Origin of the sequence: Nocardia sp. NPDC005825 (assembly GCF_040630175.1) — a bacterium.
Lineage (GTDB): Bacteria > Actinomycetota > Actinomycetes > Mycobacteriales > Mycobacteriaceae > Nocardia.
This window is the reverse complement of the sequence record NZ_JBEXXC010000004.1, coordinates 307,493-333,250: the sequence shown is the minus strand read 5'-3', so window position 1 is coordinate 333,250 and position 25,758 is coordinate 307,493. Positions and strand designations below refer to the sequence as shown.

General features: G+C 68.3%; 29 protein-coding genes and 4 tRNA genes. 16 read left to right on the top strand and 17 right to left on the bottom strand.

What is annotated here, in order from left to right:
- Positions 1-3: 3 nt before the first annotated feature.
- The 6 genes from ABZ382_RS13830 to ABZ382_RS13805 form a co-directional block, all read right to left on the bottom strand.
- Positions 4-1,290: a sensor histidine kinase gene (locus ABZ382_RS13830; RefSeq protein ID WP_357088084.1), complete on the bottom strand. Its 1,287-nt coding sequence runs from the start codon at positions 1,288-1,290 to the stop codon at positions 4-6.
- 112 nt (positions 1,291-1,402) lie between these two features.
- A complete protein-coding gene (gene rsgA / locus ABZ382_RS13825) occupies positions 1,403-2,509 on the bottom strand; it encodes a ribosome small subunit-dependent GTPase A (RefSeq protein WP_357088081.1) in 1,107 nt (368 codons plus the stop codon).
- Between the two features lie 227 nt (positions 2,510-2,736).
- Positions 2,737-3,660, bottom strand: coding sequence for a glycosyltransferase family 2 protein (locus ABZ382_RS13820; RefSeq protein ID WP_357088078.1), 924 nt, complete (start codon positions 3,658-3,660; stop codon positions 2,737-2,739).
- Positions 3,657-4,478: an ABC transporter ATP-binding protein gene (locus ABZ382_RS13815; protein ID WP_357088075.1), complete on the bottom strand. Its 822-nt coding sequence runs from the start codon at positions 4,476-4,478 to the stop codon at positions 3,657-3,659. Before ABZ382_RS13815 ends, ABZ382_RS13820 begins: the two co-directional genes overlap by 4 nt.
- 7 nt (positions 4,479-4,485) lie before the next feature.
- The gene (locus ABZ382_RS13810) at positions 4,486-5,301 is read right to left on the bottom strand and encodes an ABC transporter permease (protein WP_357088072.1); all 816 of its coding nucleotides are present in this window, start codon (positions 5,299-5,301) and stop codon (positions 4,486-4,488) included.
- Positions 5,302-5,545: 244 nt separating this feature from the next.
- Entirely contained in the window at positions 5,546-6,142 is a 597-nt protein-coding gene (locus ABZ382_RS13805) for a bacterial proteasome activator family protein (RefSeq protein ID WP_357088069.1), read from the bottom strand.
- 228 nt (positions 6,143-6,370) lie between these two features.
- Between ABZ382_RS13805 and ABZ382_RS13800 the strand changes: the two genes are divergently transcribed.
- Positions 6,371-7,576, top strand: coding sequence for a cysteine desulfurase-like protein (locus ABZ382_RS13800; RefSeq protein ID WP_357088066.1), 1,206 nt, complete (start codon positions 6,371-6,373; stop codon positions 7,574-7,576).
- Positions 7,577-7,579: 3 nt separating this feature from the next.
- Here the strand turns inward: ABZ382_RS13800 and ABZ382_RS13795 are convergent, their stop codons facing one another.
- Positions 7,580-8,572 (bottom strand): NAD(P)H-quinone oxidoreductase, encoded by a 993-nt coding sequence (locus tag ABZ382_RS13795; RefSeq protein ID WP_357088063.1) that lies wholly within the window; start codon positions 8,570-8,572, stop codon positions 7,580-7,582.
- Between the two features lie 291 nt (positions 8,573-8,863).
- Between ABZ382_RS13795 and ABZ382_RS13790 the strand changes: the two genes are divergently transcribed.
- The 3 genes from ABZ382_RS13790 to ABZ382_RS13780 all read left to right on the top strand — a co-directional run bounded on the left by ABZ382_RS13790 (position 8,864) and on the right by ABZ382_RS13780 (position 10,795).
- Positions 8,864-10,042 (top strand): alpha-hydroxy-acid oxidizing protein, encoded by a 1,179-nt coding sequence (locus ABZ382_RS13790; RefSeq protein ID WP_357088060.1) that lies wholly within the window; start codon positions 8,864-8,866, stop codon positions 10,040-10,042.
- A 168-nt stretch (positions 10,043-10,210) separates the two neighbouring features.
- Positions 10,211-10,645: a MarR family transcriptional regulator gene (locus tag ABZ382_RS13785; protein WP_357088760.1), complete on the top strand. Its 435-nt coding sequence runs from the start codon at positions 10,211-10,213 to the stop codon at positions 10,643-10,645.
- Between the two features lie 65 nt (positions 10,646-10,710).
- Positions 10,711-10,795 (top strand) — tRNA-Ser (locus ABZ382_RS13780).
- 59 nt (positions 10,796-10,854) lie between these two features.
- Here the strand turns inward: ABZ382_RS13780 and ABZ382_RS13775 are convergent.
- Together ABZ382_RS13775 and hisC are read right to left on the bottom strand one after the other, a co-directional pair.
- Positions 10,855-11,652, bottom strand: coding sequence for an alpha/beta hydrolase (locus ABZ382_RS13775; RefSeq protein ID WP_357088058.1), 798 nt, complete (start codon positions 11,650-11,652; stop codon positions 10,855-10,857).
- An 87-nt stretch (positions 11,653-11,739) separates the two neighbouring features.
- Positions 11,740-12,816, bottom strand: a complete 1,077-nt coding sequence (hisC, locus tag ABZ382_RS13770; RefSeq protein ID WP_357088055.1) for a histidinol-phosphate transaminase — start codon at positions 12,814-12,816, stop codon at positions 11,740-11,742.
- A gap of 187 nt (positions 12,817-13,003) precedes the next feature.
- On the opposite strand from hisC, the gene ABZ382_RS13765 reads away from it, so the two are divergent.
- The 3 genes from ABZ382_RS13765 to ABZ382_RS13755 all read left to right on the top strand — a co-directional run bounded on the left by ABZ382_RS13765 (position 13,004) and on the right by ABZ382_RS13755 (position 13,983).
- Positions 13,004-13,696: a dienelactone hydrolase family protein gene (locus ABZ382_RS13765; RefSeq protein WP_357088052.1), complete on the top strand. Its 693-nt coding sequence runs from the start codon at positions 13,004-13,006 to the stop codon at positions 13,694-13,696.
- Between the two features lie 88 nt (positions 13,697-13,784).
- A tRNA-Ser gene (locus ABZ382_RS13760) sits at positions 13,785-13,874 on the top strand.
- A 36-nt stretch (positions 13,875-13,910) separates the two neighbouring features.
- A tRNA-Arg gene (locus tag ABZ382_RS13755) sits at positions 13,911-13,983 on the top strand.
- 55 nt (positions 13,984-14,038) lie between these two features.
- Here the strand turns inward: ABZ382_RS13755 and ABZ382_RS13750 are convergent.
- The 4 genes from ABZ382_RS13750 to dcm form a co-directional block, all read right to left on the bottom strand.
- Complete coding sequence (locus tag ABZ382_RS13750) at positions 14,039-14,752, bottom strand: maleylpyruvate isomerase family mycothiol-dependent enzyme (protein WP_357088050.1); 714 nt, start codon at positions 14,750-14,752, stop codon at positions 14,039-14,041.
- Between the two features lie 26 nt (positions 14,753-14,778).
- Positions 14,779-15,540, bottom strand: a complete 762-nt coding sequence (locus tag ABZ382_RS13745) for a DUF998 domain-containing protein (protein ID WP_357088048.1) — start codon at positions 15,538-15,540, stop codon at positions 14,779-14,781.
- A gap of 125 nt (positions 15,541-15,665) precedes the next feature.
- Entirely contained in the window at positions 15,666-16,085 is a 420-nt protein-coding gene (locus tag ABZ382_RS13740; RefSeq protein ID WP_357088046.1) for a very short patch repair endonuclease, read from the bottom strand.
- A gap of 38 nt (positions 16,086-16,123) precedes the next feature.
- Positions 16,124-17,266 carry a DNA (cytosine-5-)-methyltransferase gene (gene dcm / locus ABZ382_RS13735; protein ID WP_357088757.1) on the bottom strand — a complete coding sequence of 381 codons (1,143 nt, stop codon included), beginning with the start codon at positions 17,264-17,266 and terminating at the stop codon, positions 16,124-16,126.
- Positions 17,267-17,541: 275 nt separating this feature from the next.
- Between dcm and ABZ382_RS13730 the strand changes: the two genes are divergently transcribed.
- Positions 17,542-18,144 carry a putative glycolipid-binding domain-containing protein gene (locus tag ABZ382_RS13730; RefSeq protein WP_357088043.1) on the top strand — a complete coding sequence of 201 codons (603 nt, stop codon included), beginning with the start codon at positions 17,542-17,544 and terminating at the stop codon, positions 18,142-18,144.
- Between the two features lie 6 nt (positions 18,145-18,150).
- On the opposite strand, the gene ABZ382_RS13725 is transcribed toward ABZ382_RS13730, so the two are convergent.
- The gene (locus ABZ382_RS13725; protein ID WP_357088041.1) at positions 18,151-19,101 is read right to left on the bottom strand and encodes a prephenate dehydrogenase; all 951 of its coding nucleotides are present in this window, start codon (positions 19,099-19,101) and stop codon (positions 18,151-18,153) included.
- 58 nt (positions 19,102-19,159) lie between these two features.
- Between ABZ382_RS13725 and ABZ382_RS13720 the strand changes: the two genes are divergently transcribed.
- The 3 genes from ABZ382_RS13720 (at position 19,160) to ABZ382_RS13710 (ending at position 20,305) form a co-directional block, all read left to right on the top strand.
- A complete protein-coding gene (locus ABZ382_RS13720) occupies positions 19,160-19,699 on the top strand; it encodes a tRNA adenosine deaminase-associated protein (RefSeq protein WP_357088038.1) in 540 nt (179 codons plus the stop codon).
- Between the two features lie 26 nt (positions 19,700-19,725).
- The gene (locus tag ABZ382_RS13715; RefSeq protein ID WP_357088754.1) at positions 19,726-20,163 is read left to right on the top strand and encodes a nucleoside deaminase; all 438 of its coding nucleotides are present in this window, start codon (positions 19,726-19,728) and stop codon (positions 20,161-20,163) included.
- 54 nt (positions 20,164-20,217) lie between these two features.
- A tRNA-Ser gene (locus tag ABZ382_RS13710) sits at positions 20,218-20,305 on the top strand.
- A gap of 221 nt (positions 20,306-20,526) precedes the next feature.
- Here ABZ382_RS13710 and ABZ382_RS13705 read toward each other — a convergent pair.
- Together ABZ382_RS13705 and ABZ382_RS13700 are read right to left on the bottom strand one after the other, a co-directional pair.
- Positions 20,527-20,838 carry a hypothetical protein gene (locus tag ABZ382_RS13705; RefSeq protein ID WP_357088035.1) on the bottom strand — a complete coding sequence of 104 codons (312 nt, stop codon included), beginning with the start codon at positions 20,836-20,838 and terminating at the stop codon, positions 20,527-20,529.
- Between the two features lie 11 nt (positions 20,839-20,849).
- Positions 20,850-21,017, bottom strand: coding sequence for a hypothetical protein (locus tag ABZ382_RS13700; RefSeq protein WP_357088033.1), 168 nt, complete (start codon positions 21,015-21,017; stop codon positions 20,850-20,852).
- Between the two features lie 117 nt (positions 21,018-21,134).
- On the opposite strand from ABZ382_RS13700, the gene ABZ382_RS13695 reads away from it, so the two are divergent.
- The 5 genes from ABZ382_RS13695 to ABZ382_RS13675 all read left to right on the top strand — a co-directional run bounded on the left by ABZ382_RS13695 (position 21,135) and on the right by ABZ382_RS13675 (position 25,047).
- On the top strand, positions 21,135-22,544 hold the full coding sequence (locus ABZ382_RS13695) for a hypothetical protein (protein WP_357088030.1): 1,410 nt from the start codon (positions 21,135-21,137) through the stop codon (positions 22,542-22,544).
- Complete coding sequence (locus ABZ382_RS13690; RefSeq protein WP_357088027.1) at positions 22,526-23,230, top strand: dihydrofolate reductase family protein; 705 nt, start codon at positions 22,526-22,528, stop codon at positions 23,228-23,230. The genes ABZ382_RS13695 and ABZ382_RS13690 overlap by 19 nt, the downstream gene beginning before the upstream one ends.
- A 73-nt stretch (positions 23,231-23,303) precedes the next feature.
- Positions 23,304-23,828 carry a hypothetical protein gene (locus ABZ382_RS13685; protein WP_357088024.1) on the top strand — a complete coding sequence of 175 codons (525 nt, stop codon included), beginning with the start codon at positions 23,304-23,306 and terminating at the stop codon, positions 23,826-23,828.
- 69 nt (positions 23,829-23,897) lie between these two features.
- Positions 23,898-24,398, top strand: coding sequence for a hypothetical protein (locus ABZ382_RS13680; protein ID WP_357088021.1), 501 nt, complete (start codon positions 23,898-23,900; stop codon positions 24,396-24,398).
- Between the two features lie 163 nt (positions 24,399-24,561).
- On the top strand, positions 24,562-25,047 hold the full coding sequence (locus tag ABZ382_RS13675; protein ID WP_357088018.1) for a hypothetical protein: 486 nt from the start codon (positions 24,562-24,564) through the stop codon (positions 25,045-25,047).
- A 63-nt stretch (positions 25,048-25,110) separates the two neighbouring features.
- On the opposite strand, the gene ABZ382_RS13670 is transcribed toward ABZ382_RS13675, so the two are convergent.
- The gene (locus tag ABZ382_RS13670) at positions 25,111-25,677 is read right to left on the bottom strand and encodes a TetR/AcrR family transcriptional regulator (protein WP_357088015.1); all 567 of its coding nucleotides are present in this window, start codon (positions 25,675-25,677) and stop codon (positions 25,111-25,113) included.
- Positions 25,678-25,758 lie beyond the last annotated feature (81 nt).

Here is a 25,758-nt window from a genome sequence, read left to right as displayed (position 1 = left end):
TGATCAACACGGCAGCTCCACCCGCACCACGGTGGGTCCGCCCGGCGGGCTGCTGAGCAGCATCCGGCCGTCCAATGCCTGGGCCCGCCGCCGGATTCCGGCCAGTCCGCCGCCCTCGGCCTCGACCGCCGCTCCGACACCGTCGTCGTGCACTTCCACGGTCAGGACCTCGGCGGTACCCCCGAGGCCGACTCGGAGCTGTTGCGCCCCGGAATGTTTGGTCGCATTGGTCAGCGCTTCGGCGATCACGAAATACGCGGCCGCCTCCACCGCCGCCGGTCGTCGCCCGATCGGGGCGCTCGCCTCCCCGTCGACATCGAGGGTGCACGGGATCGGCGAGCGGGCGGCCAGGGCCGAAATGGCGCTCGTCAGGCCACGATCCGCGAGCACCGGCGGGTAGATGCCGCGCACCACGTCCCGCAGTTCGCCGAGTGCGGCCTCGGCCGTGTCCTGGGCCTTGCGCACCAGCTCGTCCGCCGCGTTCGGATCCCGTTGCCGCAGTTGATCGGCCAGACCGAGCTGCATGATGACCGCCGCGATCCGCGCCTGCGCACCGTCGTGCAGATCCCGTTCGATGCGCCGCAGTTCCGCCCCGTGGGCGTCCAGCGCGGCCGCGCGCGTAGCGGTCAGTTCCGCCACCCGGACCGCGAGCTCGGCGCCCGGCGCCGGTCCGAGCAGCGCCCGCGCCAGCAGCGCCTGCCACCGGGCCACGGTCGGCAACTGGAGAACCAAGGCCGTCAGCGGAATCGCGATCAGGGCGCTGAGCGCCGCCAGCGGCCACGAATCGACGACGAAACCGAAGGTCTCGACCGTGCCCGGCGGCACGATCCGCCAATACGCCGGAATCGCGAGCTGATTCAGTGCGCCCCCCGGCAGCCCGACCGCCAGCAGCGCCGCCACCATGCCGGGCACCCCGTGCAGACCCATCCACGCGATATCGCGCCCGTTCGCCGGATCCCGGAAGGCAGCCGTCAGCCGCTGCCGCAAACCGCCGGTCATCGGCCGATACGCCACCCGGATCGGCACACCCAGCCGTTTCCCCGCCCGCCGCCGTTCGAACTCGGTCAGCGGCCGGATCAGTCGCAGGAATTCGGGGATCGCCGGAATGCCCACGCCCAGGAGGCTGGTGGCCGCCACCAGGACCAGGCCGACCAGGGCCACCGTGGCCGCAGCCCCGGAAACACCGCCGACCAGCAGATAGCCGATGCTCCCCGGGAGCGCCCGCAGCCGACTTCCGGCCCACCGGCGCACGGCCGCCGGGCCGTGCGTCGGCAACGGGTCGGCATTCACACCACCAACCTACTGATCGACCGGATGCCGGCCGGATGAGGTCGGTCGCGAGCGCCGACGTGCGGGCGCCGCCCGGCCACGGTGCCGGTCGTGGCCGGGCAGGGGGCGATCCTCAGCGCTGCTTGCCGCCGCGTTCCTTGTACATCCGCCGCTGGCTCTTGTTGATGTCCTTCCACACCTTCTTGCGCTCGGCCTGCAGCCGGGCGTCGGTGCGGGAGGCCAGCCAGTCGTTCTCGCGGCTCAGCTTGCGGTAGCTGTCGAGCCGGCGCTGCGGCAACGCACCCGACTCGATGGCCGCGACCACCGCGCAGCCGGGTTCGGTCCGGTGCTCGCAGTCGCCGAAACGGCATTCGGCGGACAGGGATTCGACATCGCTGAAGGTGCGGCCCAGCCCCTCCGCGGCATCCCAGAGACCGACCGAACGCAGTCCGGGCGTATCGATGAGCGTGCCGCCGCCGGGCAGCGGTCGCAGTTCGCGGTGCACGGTGGTGTGCCGGCCACGCTTGTCGCCCTCGCGCACCGCCTGGGTGGCGAAGACCTCCGCGCCGAGCAGCGCGTTGGCGAGCGTGGACTTGCCCGCACCCGACGGCCCGATGAGCGCGACCGTGCCGGTCAGCAGCGAGCCCAGCACGTCCATGCCGACCCCGCCGGCGGCGCTGACCGCCAGCACGGTCACCCCGGGCGCGGCGGCCCGGACGTCCTCGAGTGGAATATCGCGCGCCAGATCGGCTTTGGTGAGCACCACGATCGGCTGGGCGCCGGATTCCCAGGCCAGCGCGAGCAGCCGCTCGATGCGCCCGAGGTCGACGTCCCCGTCGCCGGCGGTGCACACCAGCACCGTGTCCACATTCGCGGCCAGCACCTGATGCGCGGATTTGGCGCGGGAATCGGGCTGTCCGGAGACGGCCGCCCGGACGATGGCGGTCCGGCGCGGCAACAGGGCCCGCACGGTCCGGGTGCGATCGATGGCCACCCAGTCGCCGGTGCACAGTCCGCTGACCTCGGAATCCGAGCGCGGGAGCTGTGCGCGGACCACCGCCGCCGTCAAACGGCTCTGGTAGTCGGCGGTGGGCAGTGGTGCGGCGATATCGCATTCGCTGCGATCCATGCGGATGACGCGGGCGGGAATCAGGTCCGCGCCCAGCAGCGGCAGATACTCGGCGGCGAGAGCGGAGTTCCAGCCGTAGGGGGAGAGCAGGTCGAGATCGACCGAAGACATGGGGGAGTCCTTCGACGGGCCGAGCCCGGATCACGGACTCAGCGAGGGGAATTCGAGGTGGAGGCGCACACCGCGCCAGTGAACGCGGGCGCGGCAATCCGCACGGTCGTCGTCACGTAACTCCACCTCCCATCTCTCCTCATGCCGTCGCCGAGGCGAGGGCTCCCAACAAGAACGGGGACAACCTTGTCAGGCCGTCCCCGTCCGCGCAACGTATTTTCCGAGCCCTACGACGAGGGCTTGTCGAACTGCTCCCGGCGGCCCATCCGCTGCAGGCGTAGCCACTCCATCAGCCCGGCGGGGTCCTTCTGCTGCACCAGGAAGAACCAGCCGAAGCGGGCGACTTCCTGCGGCAACAGCTTTCGCATGCCGGGCTGAGCCATCAGGTAGCCGCGGTTGCGATAGGTGAAGTGCCGCTTGACCGGATCGTCCGGGTACTGGGTGTGCATGCGCCCGCCCAGGATCGGCTTGAACTCGGCCGACCCGTTCGGGTGCAGGTAGGCGGTCTGCAGGCAGGTGCCGAAGGGCAGCCCGGATCGCACCAGCCGCCGGTGCACCTCCACCTCGTCGCCACGCACGAACAGTCGCAGGTCGGGGACGCCGATCTTGTCCACGGCGGTCGCGGACACCAGCGCGCCATTGAACAGCGAGGCGATGCCGGGCAGGAAGTCTTCGTCGCCCAGTTCGGACCGCAGCCGCCGCCACACCACGCCGCGGCGCAGCGGGAAGGCCAGCCGGTCCGGGTCGTCGATATCGGCGACCACCGGCGACACCTCGACCAGCGAGTGCCGTTCGGCGCAGTCGAAGAGGGTGGCGAGCACGTCGGGGCCCTCGGGCCGGCCGTCGTCGTCGGCCAGCCACACCCAGTCCGCGCCCATGGTGAGGGCGTGCAGCATGCCGAGCGCGAAACCGCCGGCACCGCCCAGATTGTGTTCCGAACCCAGGTAGGTGGATTCGATGGGCTGCTGCTTCACCAGCTCGCCCACCTCGGACTCGTTGCCGTTGTCGACCACGATCAGATGGTCGACCGGACGGGTCTGGCTGCTCAGCACCTTCAGCGATTCGGCGAGCAGCTCCCGGCGTTTGTGCGTGACCACGATGGCGACGATGCGGGCCTCGTCGCCGTAAAGGGGGGTGGATGGCTCACTCATGCGGGATTCCGTTCCGGTTCACGTTCACGTTCCAGATCCCGCAGCACCTGCGCCACGTGATCACCCGCCTCCGGGCCCTCGTAGGCCCGCACCACGTCCTCGATGCCGCCCTGCATGCGCACCTGTCCGTGATCGATCCACATGGCGTGGTCGCACAACTGGGCCAGGAACTCGTTGGAATGGCTGGCGAAGACGAGAATGCCAGAGCGCGAGACCAATTCCTGCAGACGCACCCGAGCTTTCTTCATGAATTCCGCGTCGACCGCGCCGATGCCCTCGTCGAGCAACAGGATCTCCGGATCGATGGAGGTCACCACACCCATCGCCAGACGCACCCGCATACCGGTCGAGTAGGTGCGCAGCGGCATCGCCAAATAGTCACCCAGCTCGGTGAATTCGGCGATCTCGTCGATCTTGGACAGCATCTGCTTGCGGGTCTGCCCGAGGAACAGGCCCCGAATGATGATGTTGTCGTAACCGGAGACCTCGGGGTCCATGCCCACGCCGAGATCGAAGACCGGCGCCACCCGGCCGCGAATCCGCGCGCTGCCGCGGGTCGGTTCGTAGATGCCCGAAAGCAACCGCAGCAGTGTCGATTTGCCCGCGCCATTGTGGCCGACCAAGCCGACGCGATCGCCTTCCTTCAGCGACAGCGAGATATCCCGCAGCGCCTCCACGACCACCACATCGGATTGGTTGCGCCCGATGGCCCCACCGGCCGAACCCAGTACCGCTTTCTTCAGCGATCGGGATTTGGCGTCGAAGATGGGGAATTCCACCCACGCGTTCTGGGTCTCGATACTCACACGGTCGGTCATTGAGCCTTCACACCCAGTAGGGGACTCGGGAACGGAACTTCTTCATAGCCAGTATCGCGACTATCCAGCCGACGACGGTGATCGCCACCACCACAATCCAGCTGCGGAGGTGGATCGGGTCGCCCAGCAGGGGCGCGCGCACGATCTCCAGGTAGTGGAAGGTCGGTACCAGTTCGGCCAGCTTGGCCCGGTCGCTGGCGGTGCCCGACAGCGCCGAGGTCTTCCACATGACCGGGGTGAGCACGAACAACATCAGGGTGGTGCTGCCCAGGATCGGCGCCAGATCCCGATAACGGGTGCTGAAGATGCCGAACACGATCGTCACCCAGATGGCATTGAGGAACAGCAGCACCAGCGCCGGAATCGCCAGCAGCGCCGACCAGTGCAGATGCCGCCAGATCCCGAACACGGGCACCATCACCACGTAGATGATCAGGTTGTGGGCGAAGAACAGGAACTGCCGCCACACCAAGCGGTACACGTGCACGCTCAGCGCCGACGGCAGCTGTTTGATCAAGCCCTCATTCGCGATGAAGACATCCGAGCCTTCGAGAATGCTGGCATTGATCACATTCCAGACGATCAAACCCACTGTCACGTACGGCAGATACGAACTCAGCGACTGCCCGAACAGTGTGGCGTAGAGCACGCCCATCGCGGCGGCCTGCAAACCGGTGGCGATGGTGATCCAGAACGGGCCCAGCACCGAACGCCGGTACCGCTGCTTGATGTCCTGCCACCCCAATGCCAGCCATAGTTCACGCTGGGAGAACCCGTCGCGAAAATCCTTGAAGGCGCGACCGAAGGACTGGGAATCCGACACGAGCGGCACGGTCTCAGCGTCCGGGCGCACGTCGGTCTTCGCCGAGTCTGGGGGAGCAGCAGCAGGCACAGCACCCGACCTTATCGGAAGCATTTTGCCCTCCGCTTCGCTACGGGCGGGTTCGCGGCGCTGGAGGTCTCGTTCTTCCCTCCCTCCGCTCCTCCGCTGCGCTCCCCCGCTCCGCTCAGTCCAGAACGAGACGCGCCGCGAACACCGGGTGTTCGCGGCGCCGAGGGGTGGTGGCTCAGAGGTATTGGCCGCCGCCTGTGCCCTGCTGTCCGCGGGGGTCGCCGTGGCTCATGCCGGGCGGGAGGGCCTGGCGCATCTGCTCGAGTTGGGCGCGCGCCGCCATCTGCTGGGCGAACAGGGCGGTCTGGATGCCGTGGAAGAGGCCCTCCAGCCAGCCGACCAGCTGGGCCTGGGCGATGCGCAGTTCCGCGTCGGAGGGGATGGTCTCGTCGGTGAAGGGCAGGGCCAGCCGCTCCAGCTCGTCGCGGAGTTCGGGGGCGAGGCCGGTTTCCAGTTCCCGGATGGAGGTGCGGTGGATCTCGCGCAGGCGGGTGCGGGAGGCGTCGTCCAGCGGCGCGTGCCGGACCTCCTCGAGCAGCTGCTTGATCATGGTGCCGATGCGCATGACCTTCGCGGGCTGCTCCACCATGTCGGCGAGCGACTCCTCCTTCTCCTGGGAGTCGTCCAGAATGCTCGAATTATCGTCACCGACAACCTGTCCGGTGATCTCCACCGGCTCGCCGCCGATCTGGGCCGCCGCCGGGATGAACAGCGGCTTCCCTTCGGGTCCGATCACGACAATGTTCTCCGGAACCCCATCGGATTGCGTCATGTCTCCCATCCTGCCCAATCCGTACCGAACCCGCTAAGTCCGCACCCCGATCCGCAAGCATCCGGTGCCGCACGTGTAACTCCCGCCCCGTGCGAAACGAAGCCGTGGGTAGGCCGGACAGCGACGTCCCGTCCAGTTTGTTCGGTAGATGCAGGTCGTCCCTTTCTGGGAGGACGCTTCCATCCCTACCGTTACCCAGTCGTGCCCTCTCCCTTTAGAGTGGCCAGCATGACTTACGACGTCGCACGGGTGCGGGGCCTGATTCCGTCCCTGGGCGACGGCTGGATCCATCTAGACCCTCAAGCGGGCATGCTGGTCCCGGATTCGGTATCCCGGGCCGTCTCAACGGGTTTCCGGACCTCCGCCTTCTCGCACTCCAATCGGCACGGCGCGGCCAAGCGCAGCGCCGCGATCCTGGAGGCCGCGCGCGAGGCCGTCGCCGATCTGGTCGGCGGCGATCCCGCGGGTGTGGTGCTCGGCCCGGATCGCGCGGTCCTGCTGGCCTGGCTGGCCGAATCGCTGAGCTCCCGGCTGGGTCTGGGCACCGGGATCGTGCTGTCGCGCCTGGATGACGAGGCGAATGTCGCGCCCTGGCTGCGCATCGCGAATCGCTATGGCGCGCACGTGCGCTGGGCCGAGGTCGAGATCGAGACCTGCGAGATGCCGGCCTGGCAGTTCGAGGAACTCATCGGACCCACCGCCCGCCTGGTCGCGCTGACCGCCGCCTCACCCATCGTGGGCTCCGCGCCCGCGGTCCGGGTGGCCGCGGACCGCGTGCACGAGGTCGGCGGCCTGCTGGTCGCCGACTGCTTCGGCGCCGCGCCCTACGCGCTCATCGACATCGACGAACTCAACGCCGACGTGATCGCCCTGAGCGCACCGGCCTGGGGCGGCCCGCAGATCGGCGCGCTGGTCTTCCGCGATCCGGCCTTCCTGGACCGGATTCCGTCCATGTCGCTGAATCCGTATGCCAAGGGCGCGGAACGGCTCGAGGTGGGCGGCCACCAGTACGCGCTGCTGGCCGGGCTCACCACCTCCATCGACTACCTGGCCTCGCTGGACGAGCGCGCCACCGGCACCCGCCGCGAACGCCTGGAGATGTCGATCACCTCGCTGCAGGACTATCACGATCAGCTCTTCGAGCATCTGATGGCGGTGCTGGACACCATCCCCAACTTGACCGTGATCGGCCGCGCCTCCACCCGCATCCCGACGGTGAGCTTCACGATCGCCGGCATGCAGGCGGAGAAGGTCTCCGCCAAGCTGGCCGACGCCCGCATCGGCACGCTGAGCGGCTCCCACGGCGGCAGCCGCCTGCTCGACGCCCTGGGCGTCAATGACGAGGGCGGCGCCGTGACCATCGGACTCGCGCCCTACACAACGACTTTCGAGATCGACCAGCTCGGCCGCGCGCTGGCCGCCCTCGACACCTAGGCCCTAGACCTCGCGGATCTGCAGGATCACCTTGCCGACGGTCTCCTCGGAGTCCAGCAGGCGGTGCGCCCGCGCCACCTCGGTCACCGGAACCTCGGCCGACACCACCGGCGCCACGGTGCCGTCGGAGATCAACGGCCACAGGTGGCGGCGCAGTTCGGAGATGATCTCCGCCTTCGACCCGCGCCCGTGCTCGGGGCGGCGGCGCAGATTGGTGGCGTGCACCGAGCCCCGCTTGCCCAGCAGCACGCCCAGATTCAGTTCCGCCTGCACGCCGCCCTGCATGCCGATCACCACCAGATGCCCGTCCTCGGCGAGCGCCTCGACATTGCGCTTCAGATAGGACGCGCCCATATTGTCGAGAATGATGTCGGCGCCGGGATATTCGCTGTGCAGCGTGGTCACGAAATCGTGCTCGCGGTAATTGATCAGCACCGTCGCGCCCAATTCCGCGCATCGATCCAGCTTGAACTGCGATCCGGCCGTCACCGCCACCCGCGCGCCCAGCGCCCGCGCCACCTGGATGGCGTGCGTGCCGATGCCGCTGCCGCCGCCGTGAATCAGCAGCAACTGGCCGCTGTGCATGCCCGCGGTCATCACCAGGTTGGACCACACGGTGGCCGCCGCCTCCGGCAGCGCGGCCGCGGCGGCCACGTCCAGGCCGTCGGGGACCGGCAGCAGCTGGGAGGCGGGCGCGTTCACCCGTTCGGCGTAGCCGCCGCCGGACAGCAGCGCGCACACCCGATCGCCCGGACGCCAATCCCGTACGCCGGGACCGACTTCCGCGACGGTCCCGGACACCTCCAGGCCCAGGATCTCGCTCGCGCCGGTCGGCGGGGGATACAGGCCCTGCCGTTGCAGCAGGTCCGCGCGGTTCACCCCCGCCGCCGTCACATCGATCGCCACTTCGCCCGGTCCGGGCGCGGGCAGGTCGTCCACCTGCGCCCATTTCATGACCTCTGGCCCACCGAAACCGTCGAGTGTCACCGCATACATGAAAACGAGCCTACGACCGAGCCGCACCGATTACTGTCAGGCCACCCTCGGGCGCGGTACAGCATCCTCTCAGCTTCGACCGGCACCGTGTGGGGAGGGAATCGAAAGGAGACTCCATGATCACCACCCTGACCGTTCTCGGCGGCATGGTCATCCTGGCCGCCATGGCGGTGTCCGGATTCGTCGCCAACGACGCTCCGCGCGCCCTGGTCCGCGTCCGAAACCGCCGATAGTCCCCGAGTACTTTCGACCCGATACGCGGCCGGGTCGAAGGTACTAGCGTTCCGGGGCATGAGCAGTTTCGTCGACTTCCAGAACGAGATCTATCTCGCCGGTCTGGCGGGCGCTGTCCCGGCGCTCCCGATGACCGCGGCGGGCCTGGAAGAACGGGCTCGGCAAGAGCTGGATCCGGCGGCCTTCGCTTATGTGGCGGGCAGCGCGTCCTCCGAACGCACCGCGCACGCCAATCTCGCCGCCTTCGAGAAATACCGGCTGCTGCCGCGCGTGCTGCGCGGCGCGAGCGGGCCCGGCGCGCGTGACCACTCGGTCGAGGTGCTCGGAACCCGTTTGGCCGCACCGATTCTCACCGCGCCGGTCGGTGTGCTGGGTCTGCTGCGCGAGCGCGGCGAGACCTTCGTCGCCGACGTCACCAAGGAACTGGGCATCGGGATGTGCCTGTCCACCGCCGCCTCCTCCACCATCGAGGACGTGGGCGCCCGGGCCGGGGCCTGGTGGTATCAGCTGTACTGGCCCAATGACATGGAGCTGGCCCGCTCCTTCGTCGAACGCGCCGAGAAGTCCGGCGCCAAGGCCATCGTCGTCACCGCCGACACCCCCGCGCTGGGCTGGCGGCCCCGCGATCTCCAGCACGGTCACCTGCCGTTCCTGCACGGCCAGGGCATCGCCAACTACCTGTCCGACCCGGTCTTCCGGGCCAAGCTGAGCGCCCCGCCGGAGGAGAGCGAGGAGGCGCTGCGCGCGGCCGTGCTCACCTGGTCCGGGTTGTTCGGCAATCACGCGCTGCGTCCGGCGGACCTGGCCCGGCTGCGGGACTGGACCGAACTGCCTATCGCCGTGAAGGGCATCCTGCACCCCGACGACGCCCGCCAGGTGGTGGACGCGGGCGCGGACGCGGTGATCGTGAGCAATCACGGCGGCCGTCAGGTGGACGGGGCGATCGGCGCGCTGGACGCGCTGCCGACCATCGTCGCCACCGTCGGCGATCGCGCGGACGTGCTCTTCGACTCCGGCATCCGCACCGGCTCCGACGTCATGATCGCGCTGTCGCTGGGCGCCAAGGCAGTCCTCTACGGCCGCCCCTGGGTGTACGGCCTGGGCCTGGCGGGCGCGGACGGCGTGCGCCACGCGCTGCGCTGCCTGCTCGCGGATTTCGATGCGGCCATGGGGCTTTCGGGCTGCCGCGGGCCGCACGAACTGAGCCGCACCATGATCTCGTCCTACCGCGTTTAGCCTGCGCGCGCGGAGGAATCCTGCGGGGGAAACCGCGCGGGACCGCCGAGCTGAGGAGGGGCGATCACACGCCGTCACAACAATGAGCCGGTGGCCGCGGCCGCGGGCCGGAACACGCTCGAACCGAGGTGGCTCACCCCGGAGCAGCAGCGTGCCTGGCGCGCCTACATGGACGGCAGCCAGCGCCTCATGTCCGACCTCAACCGGCAGCTGCAACGCGACTGCGACCTGTCCCTGGCCGAGTACCGCATCCTGACCAAACTCTCCGAGGCCCCCGGCCGCGCCCTGCGCATGAGCGACCTCGCCGACGGCGTGCTGTCCTCCCGCAGCCGCCTCACCCACCAGATCCGCCGCATGGAGGCGCAGCGCATGGTCCGCCGCATCGCCTGCGAGGACGACGGCCGGGGTGTCCTGGCCCAGCTCACCGACGAGGGCCTGTGCCGGCTGCGGACCGCCGCGCCCGCCCACGTCGCCGCGGTCCGCCGGTTCTTCGTGGACCTGCTCACACCGCAGCAGCTGGCCGCGGTGGCCGCGGCCCTGGACCTGGTGAACCTGGCCGCCGACCACCGCGCCGACACCAGGTCGGCCGCCGATCTCGAGTGACCGGTTGCGCCGATCCGGAGACGGCAGGCCGACCGCACGCGCCATCAGTTACCATCAGTCCGCTTGGAAGCGTGGCAGAGCGGCCGAATGCACTCGCCTTGAAAGCGAGCGTTGTGAAAGCAACCGGGGGTTCAAATCCCTCCGCTTCCGCGTGAAGATGCTGGCGGCCAAGGGGTTTCACACCCCTTGGCCGTCGGCATCTCGTGTCTCTAGGCGGGCAGATTCGCGAGCCAGTCCCGGATGATCGGGTCGGTGACCTCGGGGTGGGTGAACGGCACCGAGTGGGCCGCGCCCAGCCCCTCGATGGTCTCGACCCGGGTCGGACCGCCCAGCTGCGCGGCCAGTTCCTCGGTCTGGCGGCGGCTGTGGATCTGATCCTGCACCCCGTGCATGAGCAGCGCGGGGGCGGTGATGTCCTTGACCAGGTCGACGATGGACTCGCGGTCGATGAGGCAGCGTCCGGCCTGCTCGAGCCGACGCCGGTCCGCGGCGTTCCACTTGTCGAGCCAGTAGCGGCGCTGTTCGCGGGTGCCGCCGATCATCTGCACCGCGATCGGGGTGGCGATGGGCTCCAGCGGGACGTCGCCCAGGATCCACTGGTTCATGATGATCATCTCGAAGCCAACGGATTCCGCGTCGTCGTAGGCGTCGGCGCGGGTGCCGATCAGGATCAGGCCGCGTACCCGCGCGGGTTGCAGCAGCGCCATGCGCATGCCGATCCAGCCGCCCTGCAGCAGGCCGCCCACGACCAGCCGGTCCAGGCCGAGGTGATCGATGACAGCCCATGCGTCCCAGGCCAATCGCCAGTTGTCGAACGGCTCGGCCGGGTCCTCGGTGTGGCCGTGGCCGCGCGCGTCGATGGTGACGATCCGGTAGTCCGGGGCCAGGGATGCCTCCTGGGCGGCCCACATCTCGGTGTCCTGGAAGAAGCCGTGCATCAGCAGCACCGCCGGGCCGTCGCCGCCGGTGTCGCGATAGTGGATCTTCGCTCCGTCTTCGGTCGTCACGAACGGCATGCGGCGGCGCCCCCTGTCAGGTCTTCGGTTGCGCCGGTGTGGATTCGAGGCGCGTGCCGACCCTAACAGGAACGTGTTCTAGATGAACCGCGCGATCGTCGCCGGATCGGTGGCGAACGCCAGGAACGCGTCGTTCTCGTGCGGATCGCCCGCCGTGACGCGCACGCCGTCCGCGCCGTAGGGCCGGATGATGACCCCCGCCTCGGTGCTGGCCGCCCCGTATTCGGCGCTGCGGTCGCCCAGCGGCAGCCAGACGAAGTTGGCGTGACTCGCCGGCACCCGGTAGCCCGCGGCCAGCAGCGCGGCGCGCATGCGATCCCGTTCGGCCACAACCGCATCGGTGCGCTCGATCAGCTCCGGACGCGCCTCCAGCGACGCGATGGCCGCCGCCTGCGCCACCCGGCTCACGCTGAACGGGATGTGCACCTTCATCAGCGCGGTGATCACCTCGGGCGCGCCGACCGCGTAGCCGACGCGCAGCCCCGCCAGGCCGTACGCCTTCGAAAACGTCCGCAGCACCAGCACATTCGGGCGCGTGCGGCCCAGTTCGACGCCGTCCGGGAAGTCCTCGGCGGGCATCCGCACATACTCGAAGTACGCCTCGTCCAGCACCACCAGGACGTCGGAGGGCACCTTGTCGAGGAACTCCACGATCTCGGCCCGGCCGCGCGCGGTGCCGGTCGGATTGTTCGGGTTGCACACGAACACCACGCGGGTCTTCGGGGTGATCGCCGCCGCCAAAGCGTCCAGGTCGTGGGTGAATTCATCGTCCAGCGGCACCTGCACCGCCTTCGCGCCCGCCACCTGGGTGACGATCGGGTACGCCTCGAACGAGCGCCACGCGAACAGCACCTCGTCGTCGGGGTTGCGGCAGGTGATCTGCACCAGCTCCTGGCAGAGCGCGACGCTGCCGCACCCGGCCGCCACGTTCTCCAGCTCCACGCCCAGGAAATCCGCGATGGCGCCGCGCAATTCGATGGCGTGGTTGTCCGGGTACCGGTTGGACAGCTCGACCGCCTCGGCAATGGCCTTGGTCACCGACGGCAGCGGCGGGAAGGTGGTCTCATTGCTGGCCAGCTTCACCGCGCCGGGGTGGGTCTTGCCGGCGACGTACGCCGGGATGGCATCGAGGTCCGGGCGAATGTGCGCGCTCACCCCTCCACCCTATGTCCAGCGCCGGCGGGGTCGCCCGGGGGTGTGGTCCGGTTTGCGCGAATGTCTGCCGGGGTTTGCTCGGCGGCCCCGAACCGGGCTCGAATCGCGCTCGGCTGGAGTATCTCCGGCCCTCCTGACCGGGGGAAAGATTTATCCCGTTTTTACCTAGCGCAACTACAGTGGCCCTATGTCGGGCATCTATCGAGAACTGGCCCCTGTGCACGACACCACCGCGATAGCGCTGACCGTGCTCGAACCCGAGGGACACACGCGCGGCGGCATCGTGGTGTTGCACGAATCACGTGAATTCACCGAGCCATTGCTGGAACTCATGCGAGCGCTCGCCGCCGACGGCTGGACCGTCATCGCCCCCGACCTGTTCCACCGCCCCGCCAACGGCAGCCTCGTCGACCGCGTCTTCGGCGACGACCTCTTCGCCGACTTCGACGCCTGCTTCGAGTGGCTGACCGGACACGGCGTCTTCCGCGACTGCATCGGCGTCCTCGGCTTCGACTCCGCCGGCACCGCCGCCGCCCTGGTCGCCACCAACCGCCGCGTCGGCGCGGCCGTCAGCGTCGCCGCCCCCGGCATCGAAACACCCCTCACCGAGCAGGCCGTCGCCCTGCTCGCCGCCGCGCCCGCCTTCCAGGCCCCCTGGCTCGGCCTCTTCGGCGAGGACGACCCGCGCACGCCGCCCGATCAGGTGGACCGCCTCCGCGAGGCCGCCGCCCGCGCCGACGTCGCCACCCTGGTGGTCACCTACCCCGGTCTCCACCACCGCCCCGACCAACCCGGATTCGACCCCGCCGCCCTCGACGACGTCTCCGTGCTCGACGCACAGACCAGAATCTACGAATGGTTCGACTCGCACCTACGCTGACCAGCCGATTTGGCCTATTGGTCACCCGCTGTGTAATCTTCTGTCCCGGCGGTTCGAAAGGAACCGGCGCCCTCGAAGAGGGGCACCAGGAGGCGTGCCAGAGCGGCCGAATGGGACTCACTGCTAATGAGTTGTCCCTTCACGGGGACCGGAGGTTCAAATCCTCTCGCCTCCGCCACTGCCCGGTACGCCGGGTGGACATTTGAATAGACATGCGCCCGTAGCTCAACGGATAGAGCATCTGACTACGGATCAGAAGGTTAGGGGTTCGAATCCCTTCGGGCGCACAAACAAAGGCCCCACACCAAACGGTGTGGGGCCTTTGACTTTTGGTGGGTGCGGCTACTTCCAGGCGGCGAGGGCGGGAAGATCGCCGGACAGGTCGGCGCCGGGGGAGCGGCCGATGAGCCAGGCCGCCAGGGACGCGGCGGGGCCGGTGATTTCGGGGCCCTGGGTGCCCACCGTGCCGGTGAAGCCGGTGTCGGTGGCGGTGACCGTGAAACCCGCGCCGTCGGCGGGCTGCACCTCGCTCAGGGACTGCGCGAGGAGGCGGGTGGTGAACTCCTCGGGCCAGTCGGCGGGGGTGTAGCCGATGTTCAGGTCGACGTGGTGGATCTCCACCTCCAGCAGGCGCATCCAGATGACGCGGGTCGCGGGGATCTCACCGCCCATGCGGTTGCGGACGGTGGCGTTCCAGCGGTCGGCGGGCATGACCCGGGCCAGGGCCAGCCAGCGTTCGGCGGAGGCGGTCAGGTCCTCGAGTTGGTCGCGCAGCGGGCGCGGGGCGCCGGCCTCGATATCGGCGTCGCGGAGGTATTGGCTTGCGTACTGCGGGGTTTCGATGCCGGTGCGGGCCCACAGCAGCAGGTTGACCAGGCTGTCGGCATTGCGGGAGAGGTGCGCGAGCACGTGGCCGCGGGTCCAGCCGGGCAGCAGGGAGGGGTCGACGAGGTCGGTCTCGCTCAACGCGGCGACCGCGGGGAGCAGGCGCTCGGTCGCGGTGGCGACGGTGTCGAGCTGGGCGGCGGTGTCGGCGAGGTGCGCGTCGCTGGTCACGATCCGACCCTAACCGCTGCGGGCGGTCAGCGGTCGGACGAGCGCGCGGTGCGCCGGTGTCGGGACGGCGTCCCGGAATCGCGTTCGGCCACAACGATTTGCACGGCCAGCGCCACCAGCCACAGGGACATGGCCCCGACCTGGATGCGCTGCGCGATGCCCAGGCCGTAGTTGCCGGGCAGGTTGTCGGCGATCAGCATCCACGCTGTCACCACCGAGCCGACGATCAGAATCCACAGGCCGGTGTGCCGCAGGATCGGCCAGCGCCGGTACTTGAACGCGGCCACCGTGAACGCGATCATCGCGATGTAGATGGAGAAGACGGCCAGGGTGCTGGTCAGCGCGTGAATCTGATGCAGCTGCGGGAACAGTCCGGTGTCCACATAGCGTTTGGGCGCGCCCGGTTCGTCGGGCACGATCGGCCACTGCGCGTCCGCGATGGTGGCCGCGCCGAAGCAGGCCAGCGCCACCCAGCCGATGGTGGAGTAGAGCCGCCGCGAGAACAGCAGCACGCCGCCCAGCCCCGCCACCACCAGCAGCGAGCCGGAGACGGTGTCACCGGTGGTGAAGACCCAGCGGAACGGTGCGCCCTTCTCGGCCAGCTGGCTGAGGAAGGTGTTGGTCGGGTTGCTCTGGATGGGCAGGATGAATTCCAGGACCCAGGAGGAGTAGCCGAGTCCGGCGACCGCGATCAAGATCGCGATGAACCATCGCAGTACCCGTCGCCATCGCGGCTGGAGCACGGTCGTGCTCGGAGCCGCCTCGGCTAGTTTCTGCTCGGTTGGCATCACCGCGCTCGCTTTCGCTGGCCTCGCTCACTCGTCCTGCCCTGCCCGGCAGTTTCTTCGTTCCATCCGGACTGGTCGGGTGGTCCGGTTACCAGTCCATTGTCGCCCATGTATTGACAGCGACCTCACAGCCCGCGCGACAAAGCGGTCATCACCAGGTCGGCAGCCGATTCGGCGGCCTCGTGTTCCCAGACCCGCACCACGGTCCAGCCCGCGGCCTCCAGCCGGGCATCGGTGTCGCGGTCGCGTGCCACGTTCCCCGCCAGCTTCTCGGCCCACCAGTCGGCATTGTTCTTCGGCCGGGTCGCGTGCTGCGGGCAGCTGTGCCAGAAGCACCCGTCCACATAGACCGCCACCTTCCGCCGCGGGAACACCAGATCCGCCCGCCGCCGCAGTCCCGGCAGCGGCGCCCGGTCCACGAAGTAGCGCTCACCACGCCGATGCAATTCCCGCCGCAGGGCCAGCTCCGGCTTCGTGCCCACGCGGCGCTGCTTGGCCATGCGGGCACTGGTCGCCGCATCGGTGCCCGGCCGCGCATCCGTCATCCGGCCATCCTTGCCGTGGCAGGTGTGTCGGGCAAGGATCACGCGGCTTTGACGGGTGCGCCTCCCATGCGCTCGAGATGGTTCTCGACATCGTCGAGAAAGCCCTCGGGGAAGCGGAGCGAACCCATCCGGGTGCGGCGCAGGAATCCGGCGGTCGCCCGGGCCGACAGCAGCCGGGGATCGTCGAGGAACCAGCGCAGGTCCTCGTATGGCGCGTGAACCGGCCAGGTGGACACCGGAACCCGCCGCACCTCCCCGCGATGCCCCCAGGCCGCGGTCGGCCAGCTGCGGCGGGTCAGCGGTTCGCCGTCGGGGATCGGGTCGTCGGCCGGGTTGGTGACGCGCCCGGCGATCCACTCGGCCATGCGTACGCTCACCGCGTTGCCGACCAGCTTCCAGCGATGCCCGGGGCGCACGCCCGGGACCTCCAGCGCCGGCGTGGTCCAGTCGCGGTCGAAGCCCTGCAACCGCTCCCCGTCGGTGATGCCCGGCGTCACCAGTTCCCCCGATGGCAGCCGGACGGCGGGCGGGCTGGCGATGCCGAGGCCCGAACCGCCTTTCAAGGTGGGCACGGCGTTCACCGCCCAGCCCAGTCCGCGATTGCCCTCGGTCCAGTAGAAGCCGCACGGATCGTGCGCCGGATCGCCGACCTCCCGCGGGCCCGCGTCGGTCCCGAACAGGATGGGCCGCGGATCGTCGGTGCGGGACGCCAGCATCAGCACCCGCTCCCGCCGCTGCGGCAGCCCGAAGGCGCGTGCGTCGACCACGCGATAGGCCCAGGTGTAGCCGAGTTCGGTGAGCGCGTCGGTGATGTGGCGCATGGCCGCGCCGCCGCCGAGCTGCAGCATGAACGGCACGTTCTCGATGAGCAGCCAGCGGGGTCCCCGCTTGCGCTTGACCAGCCGGAACACCTCGTCCACCAAACCCGAACGGGAACCGGTGATTCCGGCCGTGCGCCCGGCCTGGGACAGGTCCTGGCACGGGAATCCGGCCGCCACCAGCTCGATCCCGGACGGCAGCGCGCGCAGCTTGGTCACGTCCGAATGCAGTGGCACGCCCGGGAAATGCGCCGCCAGCACGGCCTGCGCACCGGTATCGATCTCGCAGAGCAGTTCACTGCGCCATCCGTGGGTCGCGAGCCCGAGTTCCAGCCCACCGATGCCGGCGAACAGGCCGACCATCCGCGCGCCCGTCACAACAGTCCCTTTCACCCCGGAGTCCCCGTGCCGCAGAGCACGTTACTCGAGTCCCCTCATCCACACCGAGCGCAACGCCCGGCAGAGCCGGACTTCCAGAGCCGGTCGCTATCACTCGGGCGATCGATCGGCGGGCGGTGGCGTGCGGAAACGCCGAGAACCGCTCCGCACCATTGCATGTTGATCACGATGTCGGGTCCCGGAAGTGATACCGGCCGGGGATCTCGGACGAGCCGGGGCCTGCAACTACGGTTATAGGCGTGACGGATAACGGGAGTGAGGACGCCAAGCCGGTGGCGCCGCGGTGGCCGGCCATTCTCACCTGGCGCGCACACAACGCCTCACGCATGGAATCGGTGCGGGTGGTGCTGAGCGGCAACCGGATTCGCGCCGCCGGCCGGATCATCGCCGGCGACTGCGAGGACCATCCCGCGTTCAGCGCCTCCTACGACCTGGTCACCGACGAATCCGGGGTCACCAAGCGGCTGTCGCTGCGCAGCACCCTGGCCACCGGCGAACGTCACGCCTCGATCGCGCGCGACGAGGAGGACTACTGGCTGATCGACGCCGGAAACACCCATGTGCGCTCCACCTTCGGCGGGGCGCTGGATGTGGACGTGGTGCTGAGCCCGTTCTTCAACACGCTCCCGATCCGCCGCTACGGGCTGGCCCGGGCGAGCGAGGACGTGCAGGTTCCGGTCGTCTACGTGCGGCTACCGGACCTGCTGGTGCAGGAGGCCAGCCTCACGTACAGCAGCGGGCCGGACGGCATCCACGTGCTGTCCCCGGTGTCCTCGGCGACCGTCACCGTCGACCAGGACGGATTCCTCCTCGACTATCCGGGCCTGGCCGAACGGATCTGATCCCGGTCAGTCCAGTGCGGTGAGAACACCGCCGGCGCGCCCGGCGTCGATGAGCTTGGTGAGCCAGTTGCGCTCGCCGAGGGCGATGTCGGTGATCGGCCAGCGCTCGTTGTCCTCGTAGTCGGTGCGGGCGTCGTGACCGGCCTCGGTCAGTTCGGTGATGGTGCCGTTGGCGCGGAGGCTGTCGCGGGCCTGGGTGAGCACCTCGAGGGTGTCGTCGAGGACGTCCAGCAGGGCCGCGGCATTGGGTTCGCAGATGGCGCGGACCAGGTCGGGGGAGGTGGCGGCGACGCGGGTGCCGTCGCGGAAGGAGCCCGCCGCGAGGCCGAGCGCCAGCGGGCCGCCGTTGGCGCCTTCGATGGCGAGGGCCTCGGCGAGCACGTGGGGTAGGTGCGAGATGCGGGCGACCGCGCGGTCGTGTTCCACCGCCAGCACCGGGACCACCACCGCGCCGCAGTCCAGGGCGAGCTGGGCGACGCGCCGGAAGTTGTCGGCGTGCACGCCCGGGTCCACGCTGACCGCCCAGGCGGCGTTCTTGAACAGGTCGGGAGTGGATGCGGCCCAACCGGATTCGCTGGTCCCGGCCATCGGGTGACCGCCCACGTAGCGGGCGCTCAGTTCGTGGCGTTGCACGGCGGCCGCGACGGGGGCCTTCACGCTGACCACGTCGGTGAGTACGCAGTCGGGGGCGAAGGTCTTCACATCGGAGAGCACCGCGTCGATGGCGGGCATGGGCACGCCGATCACGATCAGCGCGTCGCGTTCCGCGGCGCGCGCCAGCACTGCCTCCACGTCGCTGATCACGTCGTAGCCGTCCATCCGGGCGGCCTTGGCGCCGACCTCGGACCGGTTGTAGCCGAAGGCCTCGTAGCCGCCGGCGGCGGCGGCCCGCAGGACCGAACCGCCGATCAAACCGGTACCCAGGACGCAGACAGCTGGTTTCGAAGTGCCCGTCATGCGATCAGATTCGCATACGACTTCAACATTTCCCCCGAAGCGGACTACCGTTGCGCGCATGGCAGCACAACGCTCGAGCACGAACAGGGCGGCGTCGGACGACTTCGACGACGTGGAAGGGTTCGCGGTGGCCGTTGTCCGTGAGGAAGCCAACTGGAAGGTGACGCCGCTGAGCGACGCGTCCCTGTCCAGTCTGACCGCGGCCGAGCACGAATTGCGTGCGCTGCGAAGTTCCGGCGCGGTATTCGGCCTGCTCGACGTCGACGACGAGTTCTTCATCATTCTGCGCCCGGGCCCGACCGGCAGCCGCATCCTGCTGTCGGATGCCACGGCCGCCATCGACTACGACATCGCGGCCGACGTGCTCGAGGAACTCAATGTCGAGATCCCCGACATCGACCCCGACGAGCTCGACGACGTCGAACCGTGGGAGGAGGGCGACCTCGGCGTGCTGTCCGACCTGGGCCTGCCCGAGCCGGTGCTGTCGGTCATCCTGGCCGAGACCGACCTCTACCCCGACGAGCAGCTGGGCATGATCGCCCAGCGTCTCGGCTTCGCCAACGAGTTCTCGGCGGTCCTGGACAAGCTTCCGCGTTGACCGGCTCGCTCGCCTCCGACGAGGCGATGATGCGGGCCGCCATCGCCGCCGCGGCCGCGGCCGACCCGCGCGACGTCCCCGTCGGCGCGGTCGTCTTCGACGCCGACGGCCGCGAACTCGCGCGCGCCGCCAACGCCCGTGAAGCCCTGGGCGATCCCACCGCCCACGCCGAAGTCCTCGCCCTGCGCGCCGCCGCCCAGGTCCACGGCGACGGCTGGCGTCTCGAGGGCGCCACCCTCGCCGTCACCCTCGAGCCCTGCACCATGTGCGCCGGCGCCCTGGTCCTCTCCCGAATCTCCCGCGTCGTCTTCGGCGCCTGGGAACCCAAGACCGGCGCCGTCGGCTCCCTCTGGGACGTGGTCCGTGACCGACGTCTCAATCACCGCCCCCAAGTCCGAGCCGGCGTCCTCGAACCCGAATGCGCCGCCCTCCTGGACTCTTTCTTCCAATCCCACCGCCCCTAGCCCCCTCTCCAGCCGATTTCGGTTTCCGCACGGTCCTCCTGTAAAGTCACCACCGGTGGCGTGTCCGAGCGGCCTAAGGAGCACGCCTCGAAAGCGTGTGAGGGGTAACCCCCCTCCGAGGGTTCAAATCCCTCCGCCACCGCTGAGGAGCCCCTCACCTGTTCACGCAGGTGAGGGGCTTTTTCTATGTGTCCATATCGACACGATGCCAAGCGACTTCGAGTAGATCGTCTGTCATGATCGGCGGGCCGATCGATCCGTCCCGCGCTACTCGGGCCCAGGACCCGTCCATATACTGCAGCCACCCTGCGGGCTCGTCCCCATCCGGTTCAATCCCGACGTCTTCGATGGACATCGCATCACCTAATGGATTCGGAGGGTCCGCGCCCAGGTGTTCCCGGGCGAAACGGTGATGACGGCCGCGACTTCGAGCAACTCCCCGGGGACCACACGATCGTCGAAATGCTCTGCGCTCGGCACGATTACGGCATGAACTCCCAATCGGTCGATGGCGACTCGGAGGCGACGCATCGGTTCGTCGGTGCGCGAGCTGAACACGATGGTCTTGCGCAGGTCGTATCCAGTCCTTCTGGCGGCGGCGAGAATTCGCAATTCGTCTCGCGGCTGATTCATCCCCGAGATATCGCTGCGCAGGAACCCCACGGCGGAGGGCATGAGGCCCATGGTCACCACCCCCGACTGATCGGTGTGTAGGTGCGTGGCGGTTCCATGGCGAGCCTGGCCTGGATATCCGCGACGGTGAGTCGCGGTGTGGGCGGCGAGACGTCGCGAGTCGCCATGTTGGTGGCGAACAGCAGTAGCGAGAGCAGTATCGCTGCGAGGATGATGGCCATGTCGGGTGTTCTCCTGGTCCCCTGGAACGGTTCTGGAGTGCACCCGGCGCCAAGTAATTCCGGCGCCGCGTGCCCCTTCCAGAGTTCTGCCGATCACGCTGTGGAAGAAGTGACCCGATGGGTACGGCACGGGTACTCGTGAGTGATTACGGCACAGGGGAACCGATGAGCGTTTGCGCACGGTGGACAGGTGTTGAAACCCGGGCATTCCGCGCGGCCCTTCGGATGGTCAAGGAGGAGTTCGCCGAGTATGTCGGCGTCTCGGTTGACGCGGTCAAGAAGTGGGAGCGGCTACGAGCCGATATCGCACTCAGTCCTGCCTACGCCAGACGGATGGACGAGAAGCTCGAGGCGTCTGAACCTGCTGCCGCTGAACGATTCTGGGCCATACTGAGCGCTCCGACGGCTGTGGAACATCTCTCACCCGCTGAGCGCGGCGAGAAGCTGGGTGCCGGGGATGATGACGAGTGCGTCATCGTTTCGGCACGTGCGCTGACCGGAGAACCGGTGCTTGTCGCCGTACCGCGCCGGACGTTCGTCCTCGGGATTGGCACAGGTGCGATCGGGGCAGCCACCGCCGGTATCGCAAACAGTTCGGCAGGCAACGCCTTCGCCGCCATGTTTGGCGATGCCGCTATCAACCATGTCCGTCACTTCGACCAACTCCGAATGTCGTTGATCGAATCCGACAATCTGTACGGCTCGGCGCTGACCCTCCCACACGTGCTCAGTGCGCTCGATCTCCTCGGCCGACTGAAGCGCGGAAGGGCTGGAGAACCACACGGGATTCTCCGGATGCAGACCATGTTCGCCGAGACAGCCGCATGGCAGTTCCAGGACCAACGCGATTTCGTCAACGCCGGACACTGGGCGGCGAAGGCACTGCAAATGTCGCATCGCCTGGCCGACGACTACTACATCGGCCTGTCGCTGGTACGTATGAGCCAGCTCGCGTGCGACCAGGGCGAAGCTGCCGAGGCCGAGGAACTGGCCGGTGCCGCCCGCCGCAGTGCCCCAGAGGATTCGCTGTTCTCCGCTGCCGCACTCACATTCCGCGCGCACGCCCAAGCGCTCGACGGTGACACGCTGGGCAGCGCCCGCACCTACGACGACGCCCGCGAGATCGTCGCCGTCGCGACTGATGATCCGAAGTGGGGGATGTTCCTCGACCACTCGTACATCGATGCCTACCAGGCGTATACCTATGCGGAGATCGGTGACTATCGCCGTGCCACCGCACAGTTCGACGCGGCGATAGCGGCCATGCAGCCGGACTATCCGCGGGACAAAGGCGTGTATCTCGCACGGGCTGCGGTGGCGCATATGGCTGCCGGTGAGATCGAGCTCGCCGCGGGCGCCGGTGAGCGCGCTCTCGAGATCGGCAGGAGTACCGGGTCCGCCCGCATCCTCAACAAGGTCCGTCAGCTGTCGGGCATGATCGACACCGCCAGTACACAAACGGGCGTCGCTGGCTTTCTCGACGCCTTCGCCGTCTGGGAGGAAGAGCAGTGCCCCGACCGTTCGTAGTGCTTTCCGTCGCAACCAGCCTCGACGGTTATATCGATGACACGGTCCCGGAGCGCCTCTACCTTTCCAACGAGCGTGATTTCGACGGTGTGGACGCCCTGCGCGCCGAATGCGACGCCATTCTCATCGGCGCGGAAACCGTGCGCCGGGACAATCCAAGACTATGGCTGCGCAGTGAGAACCGCCGGGCCGAGCGAGTTGCCGCAGGCAAGCCCGCGAACCTCATCAAAGTGACCGTGACCCGCTCGGGCGATATCGACCCCGAAGCGAAGATGTTCCACTACCACATCGAAGCCGGAAAACCGCTGGTGTACACCACTATTGAGGGCGCGGAGAAGATCGGCAACCATCTCGACCCCGTCGCACAGGTCACCGCGATCGCCGATCAGGATTTCTGGGGCGCGCTGCTCGACGACCTGGGCCGTCGTGGCGTCGAGCGCCTGATCGTCGAAGGCGGCACCCATATCCACACCGCGTTCCTGCAGGCAGGGCTGGCGGATGAGCTGCGATACGCGGTCGCTCCCCTCCTCATCGGCCAAAGCGACGCACCGCGCTTCGTCAATCCCGCCAGCTTCCCTGGTGGCTCACGCCGTCGCCTGGAGTTCGTGGACGCAACGGTTCTCGACGATGTCGTTGTGCTGCGCTACCGGCCGAAGAACACCAGCGTCGTGCCTGCCGGTTCCTAGACATGCCGGGGTACTCGGAGCCCAGTATTGATGGGTGAATCCGGTGGTACAGCAGATGCTTACGCTTACAGCAGTGGTTCTGGGAGCAGGATCTACCTTCATCGCGACGTCCTCGACCGAACGGGCCAAATGGCGGCGGAGTCAGGAGGCGCGGTGGGATGACAAGAGGTTGGCCGCGTACAGCGAGTACGCGAACGCTTTGAAGCAGTATGTGCAGGTGTCGTATCGGTTGGCGGCGGCTCGAGGCTATCCAGCTGTGGCGCAACCGATGGAGATAGAAGTCGGGCTCAAAGCACTGGCGGAGGCCGAGGCTGAGAAGACCATCAAGTGGGAGGCGGTCCTGCTTCTCGGCTCGCCTGGCGCTGTTGCTGCGGCACGGGCGTGGAATCGTGCGGCGTGGGAGCTTGGTTGGCCCGCGCGGGGCCATGCCATCGAGCATGCGGAGTTTGTCCGCCTTTACTCGGCGATGGGGCGTCGGCGGAATGAGTTCTATGAATGTGCGCGTGCGGATCTCGGGGTGATCAGTGGTGAACTGCCGCCTGGGGACCGACCCTGGCTTCCGCCCAGTGGTGAGAACCAAGATCCTCCCGTGCCGTAGGTCGTTATCCGGACGAAAAGGTTTGCTTAAGTCTGGGCTCGCAGGATTGCTTGCAACGCAGAACTTTCCGTGCGAGCGAGCAGCCTGGAGGCTTCGATGTCCTACCCGTACAACCAGCCTGGCCAGCCCTACTGGTATCCCGCGCAGCAGGTGCCGCCGCGGGTGGACAGCGCCGCCGGGGTGCTCGCGGGTGTCGCGGCTCTCGGGTTCGGGTTGCTCACGGCGTTGGGAAGTGTTGCGCAGTACCACCTGTGGTGGAGCTACTCGGATGAGATGCGGAAGCTCATGGGTGTGCTGCCGTCGATGGTGTGCGGCCCTATCGCTGCCTTATTCCTGATCCCCGGGGGCATCTTGCTGCTGCGCCGCACGGCTGTGGGCCGAGTCCTGGTGATTCTCGGCTTCGTTCCCCTCTTCGCCGAGCAGGTGCTCGAGTGGCAGAAGCATGTGCCCACGAGCCCTCTTATCTTGGCCTGGCTTCTCGGCCTCATGGCCCTCTATCTCGGCGTGGTCATCCTCGCCGCCCTGCCTTCCGTCACCCGCTGGATCAACGCCCGCGAAATGTATCGGTAGTCAAATCTGTCGACACCTACCTTGTTGTGACGAATTACATTAGCTTGCAAGAAATTGCGGCGCAAAAGTAGTTGAAAGACCGTGTCCCAGCGTGTCGGTGGGGTGCTGTAGCTTCGCACATGGACGTCGATTGTCAGGGCGTCGAATGAACGAAGGGGTCAGTATGGAGAACAGTCGAATTCGGCGCGCGGGGATTGGGATTGCCGCCTTCGCCGCGGTGGCGGCGGGGATTGCCGGGGTGCCGGCGGCGTCGGCTGATGCTGTTCAGTGCCCGCAGGGTGTGCAGCCGCAGGTGTCGAGTTCGACGCTGTACGCCGGGCAGACCTACACGTTGACCGCGCCCGCTTGCAGTGGGGCGACGACCGCTTGGTTCTCGGTTTTCTCGAAGACTCAGAACAAGTGGCTGGATCCGCAGAATGTTTCGATGACGCTGAGCCAGAGTGGTGGGTCCGCTGTGTTCACGGCGTCGTGGACGCCGACTCAGACCGGCGGCAACGAGATTCACGTGATCGAGCAGAGTGACACGACCACGTTCGTGTCGAACCCGAATACCGTGAATGTCGATACTGCGCCGAGTACCGGGAACGGCACGGGCAGTGCCGGTTCTATTCCGGTCATCGGTGGGCTGCTGAAGCTGCTCGGACTCTGAACCGCGTCTCTACCTGAGAAATGTGAGCCCCGCACCCGGGAAACCGGTGCGGGGCTTTCCTATTCATGGGCGGAGGCCGTCGAGGAGGAGGTCCAGGACTCGGTTGACGGCGGTGGGGTAGGGCTCGTCGGGGGTGGCGTAGATCTGGAGGGTCATCAGGCGGCCGATGTCGGCTGAGGTGACGTCGGGGCGGAGGGTGCCGTCGTCGTGGGCCTGGGTGGTGAGGCGGGCGATGCGGTCGGTGATGGTGGCGCGGACTTCGGCGAGGGCGGGGTCGGCCTTGATGTCGGCGTGGAGGGTGGGTTCGATGGCGGCGGCGAGGGCGCCGAGGCGGAGTTCGGCGCAGGCGCGGAGGAAGCGGGTGAGGGCTTCGAAGGGGGTGGGGGCTTCGCGTTCGGCGGTGGCGGCCAGGTCGGACAGGGCCGAGAGGTAGGAGTGGGCGGCGGCGGTGATGAGGGCGCCGCGGTCGGGGAAACGACGGTAGAGGGTGCCGACGCCGACGCCGGCCGCGTCGGCGATGTCCTTCATGGAGACATTGGCGCCCTGTTCCCGGAAGACGAGCTGGGCGGCGGCCAGGATCTGGTCGCGGTTGTTGCGGGCGTCGGACCTGAGCTCGGCCGTTGTCCTCACCTCCGGGATTAAGTGGACGAAATTCTTCCGGTTACTGTACCGTCTGAAAAGTGGACGAAAATCGTCCACTTCGGATGGAGG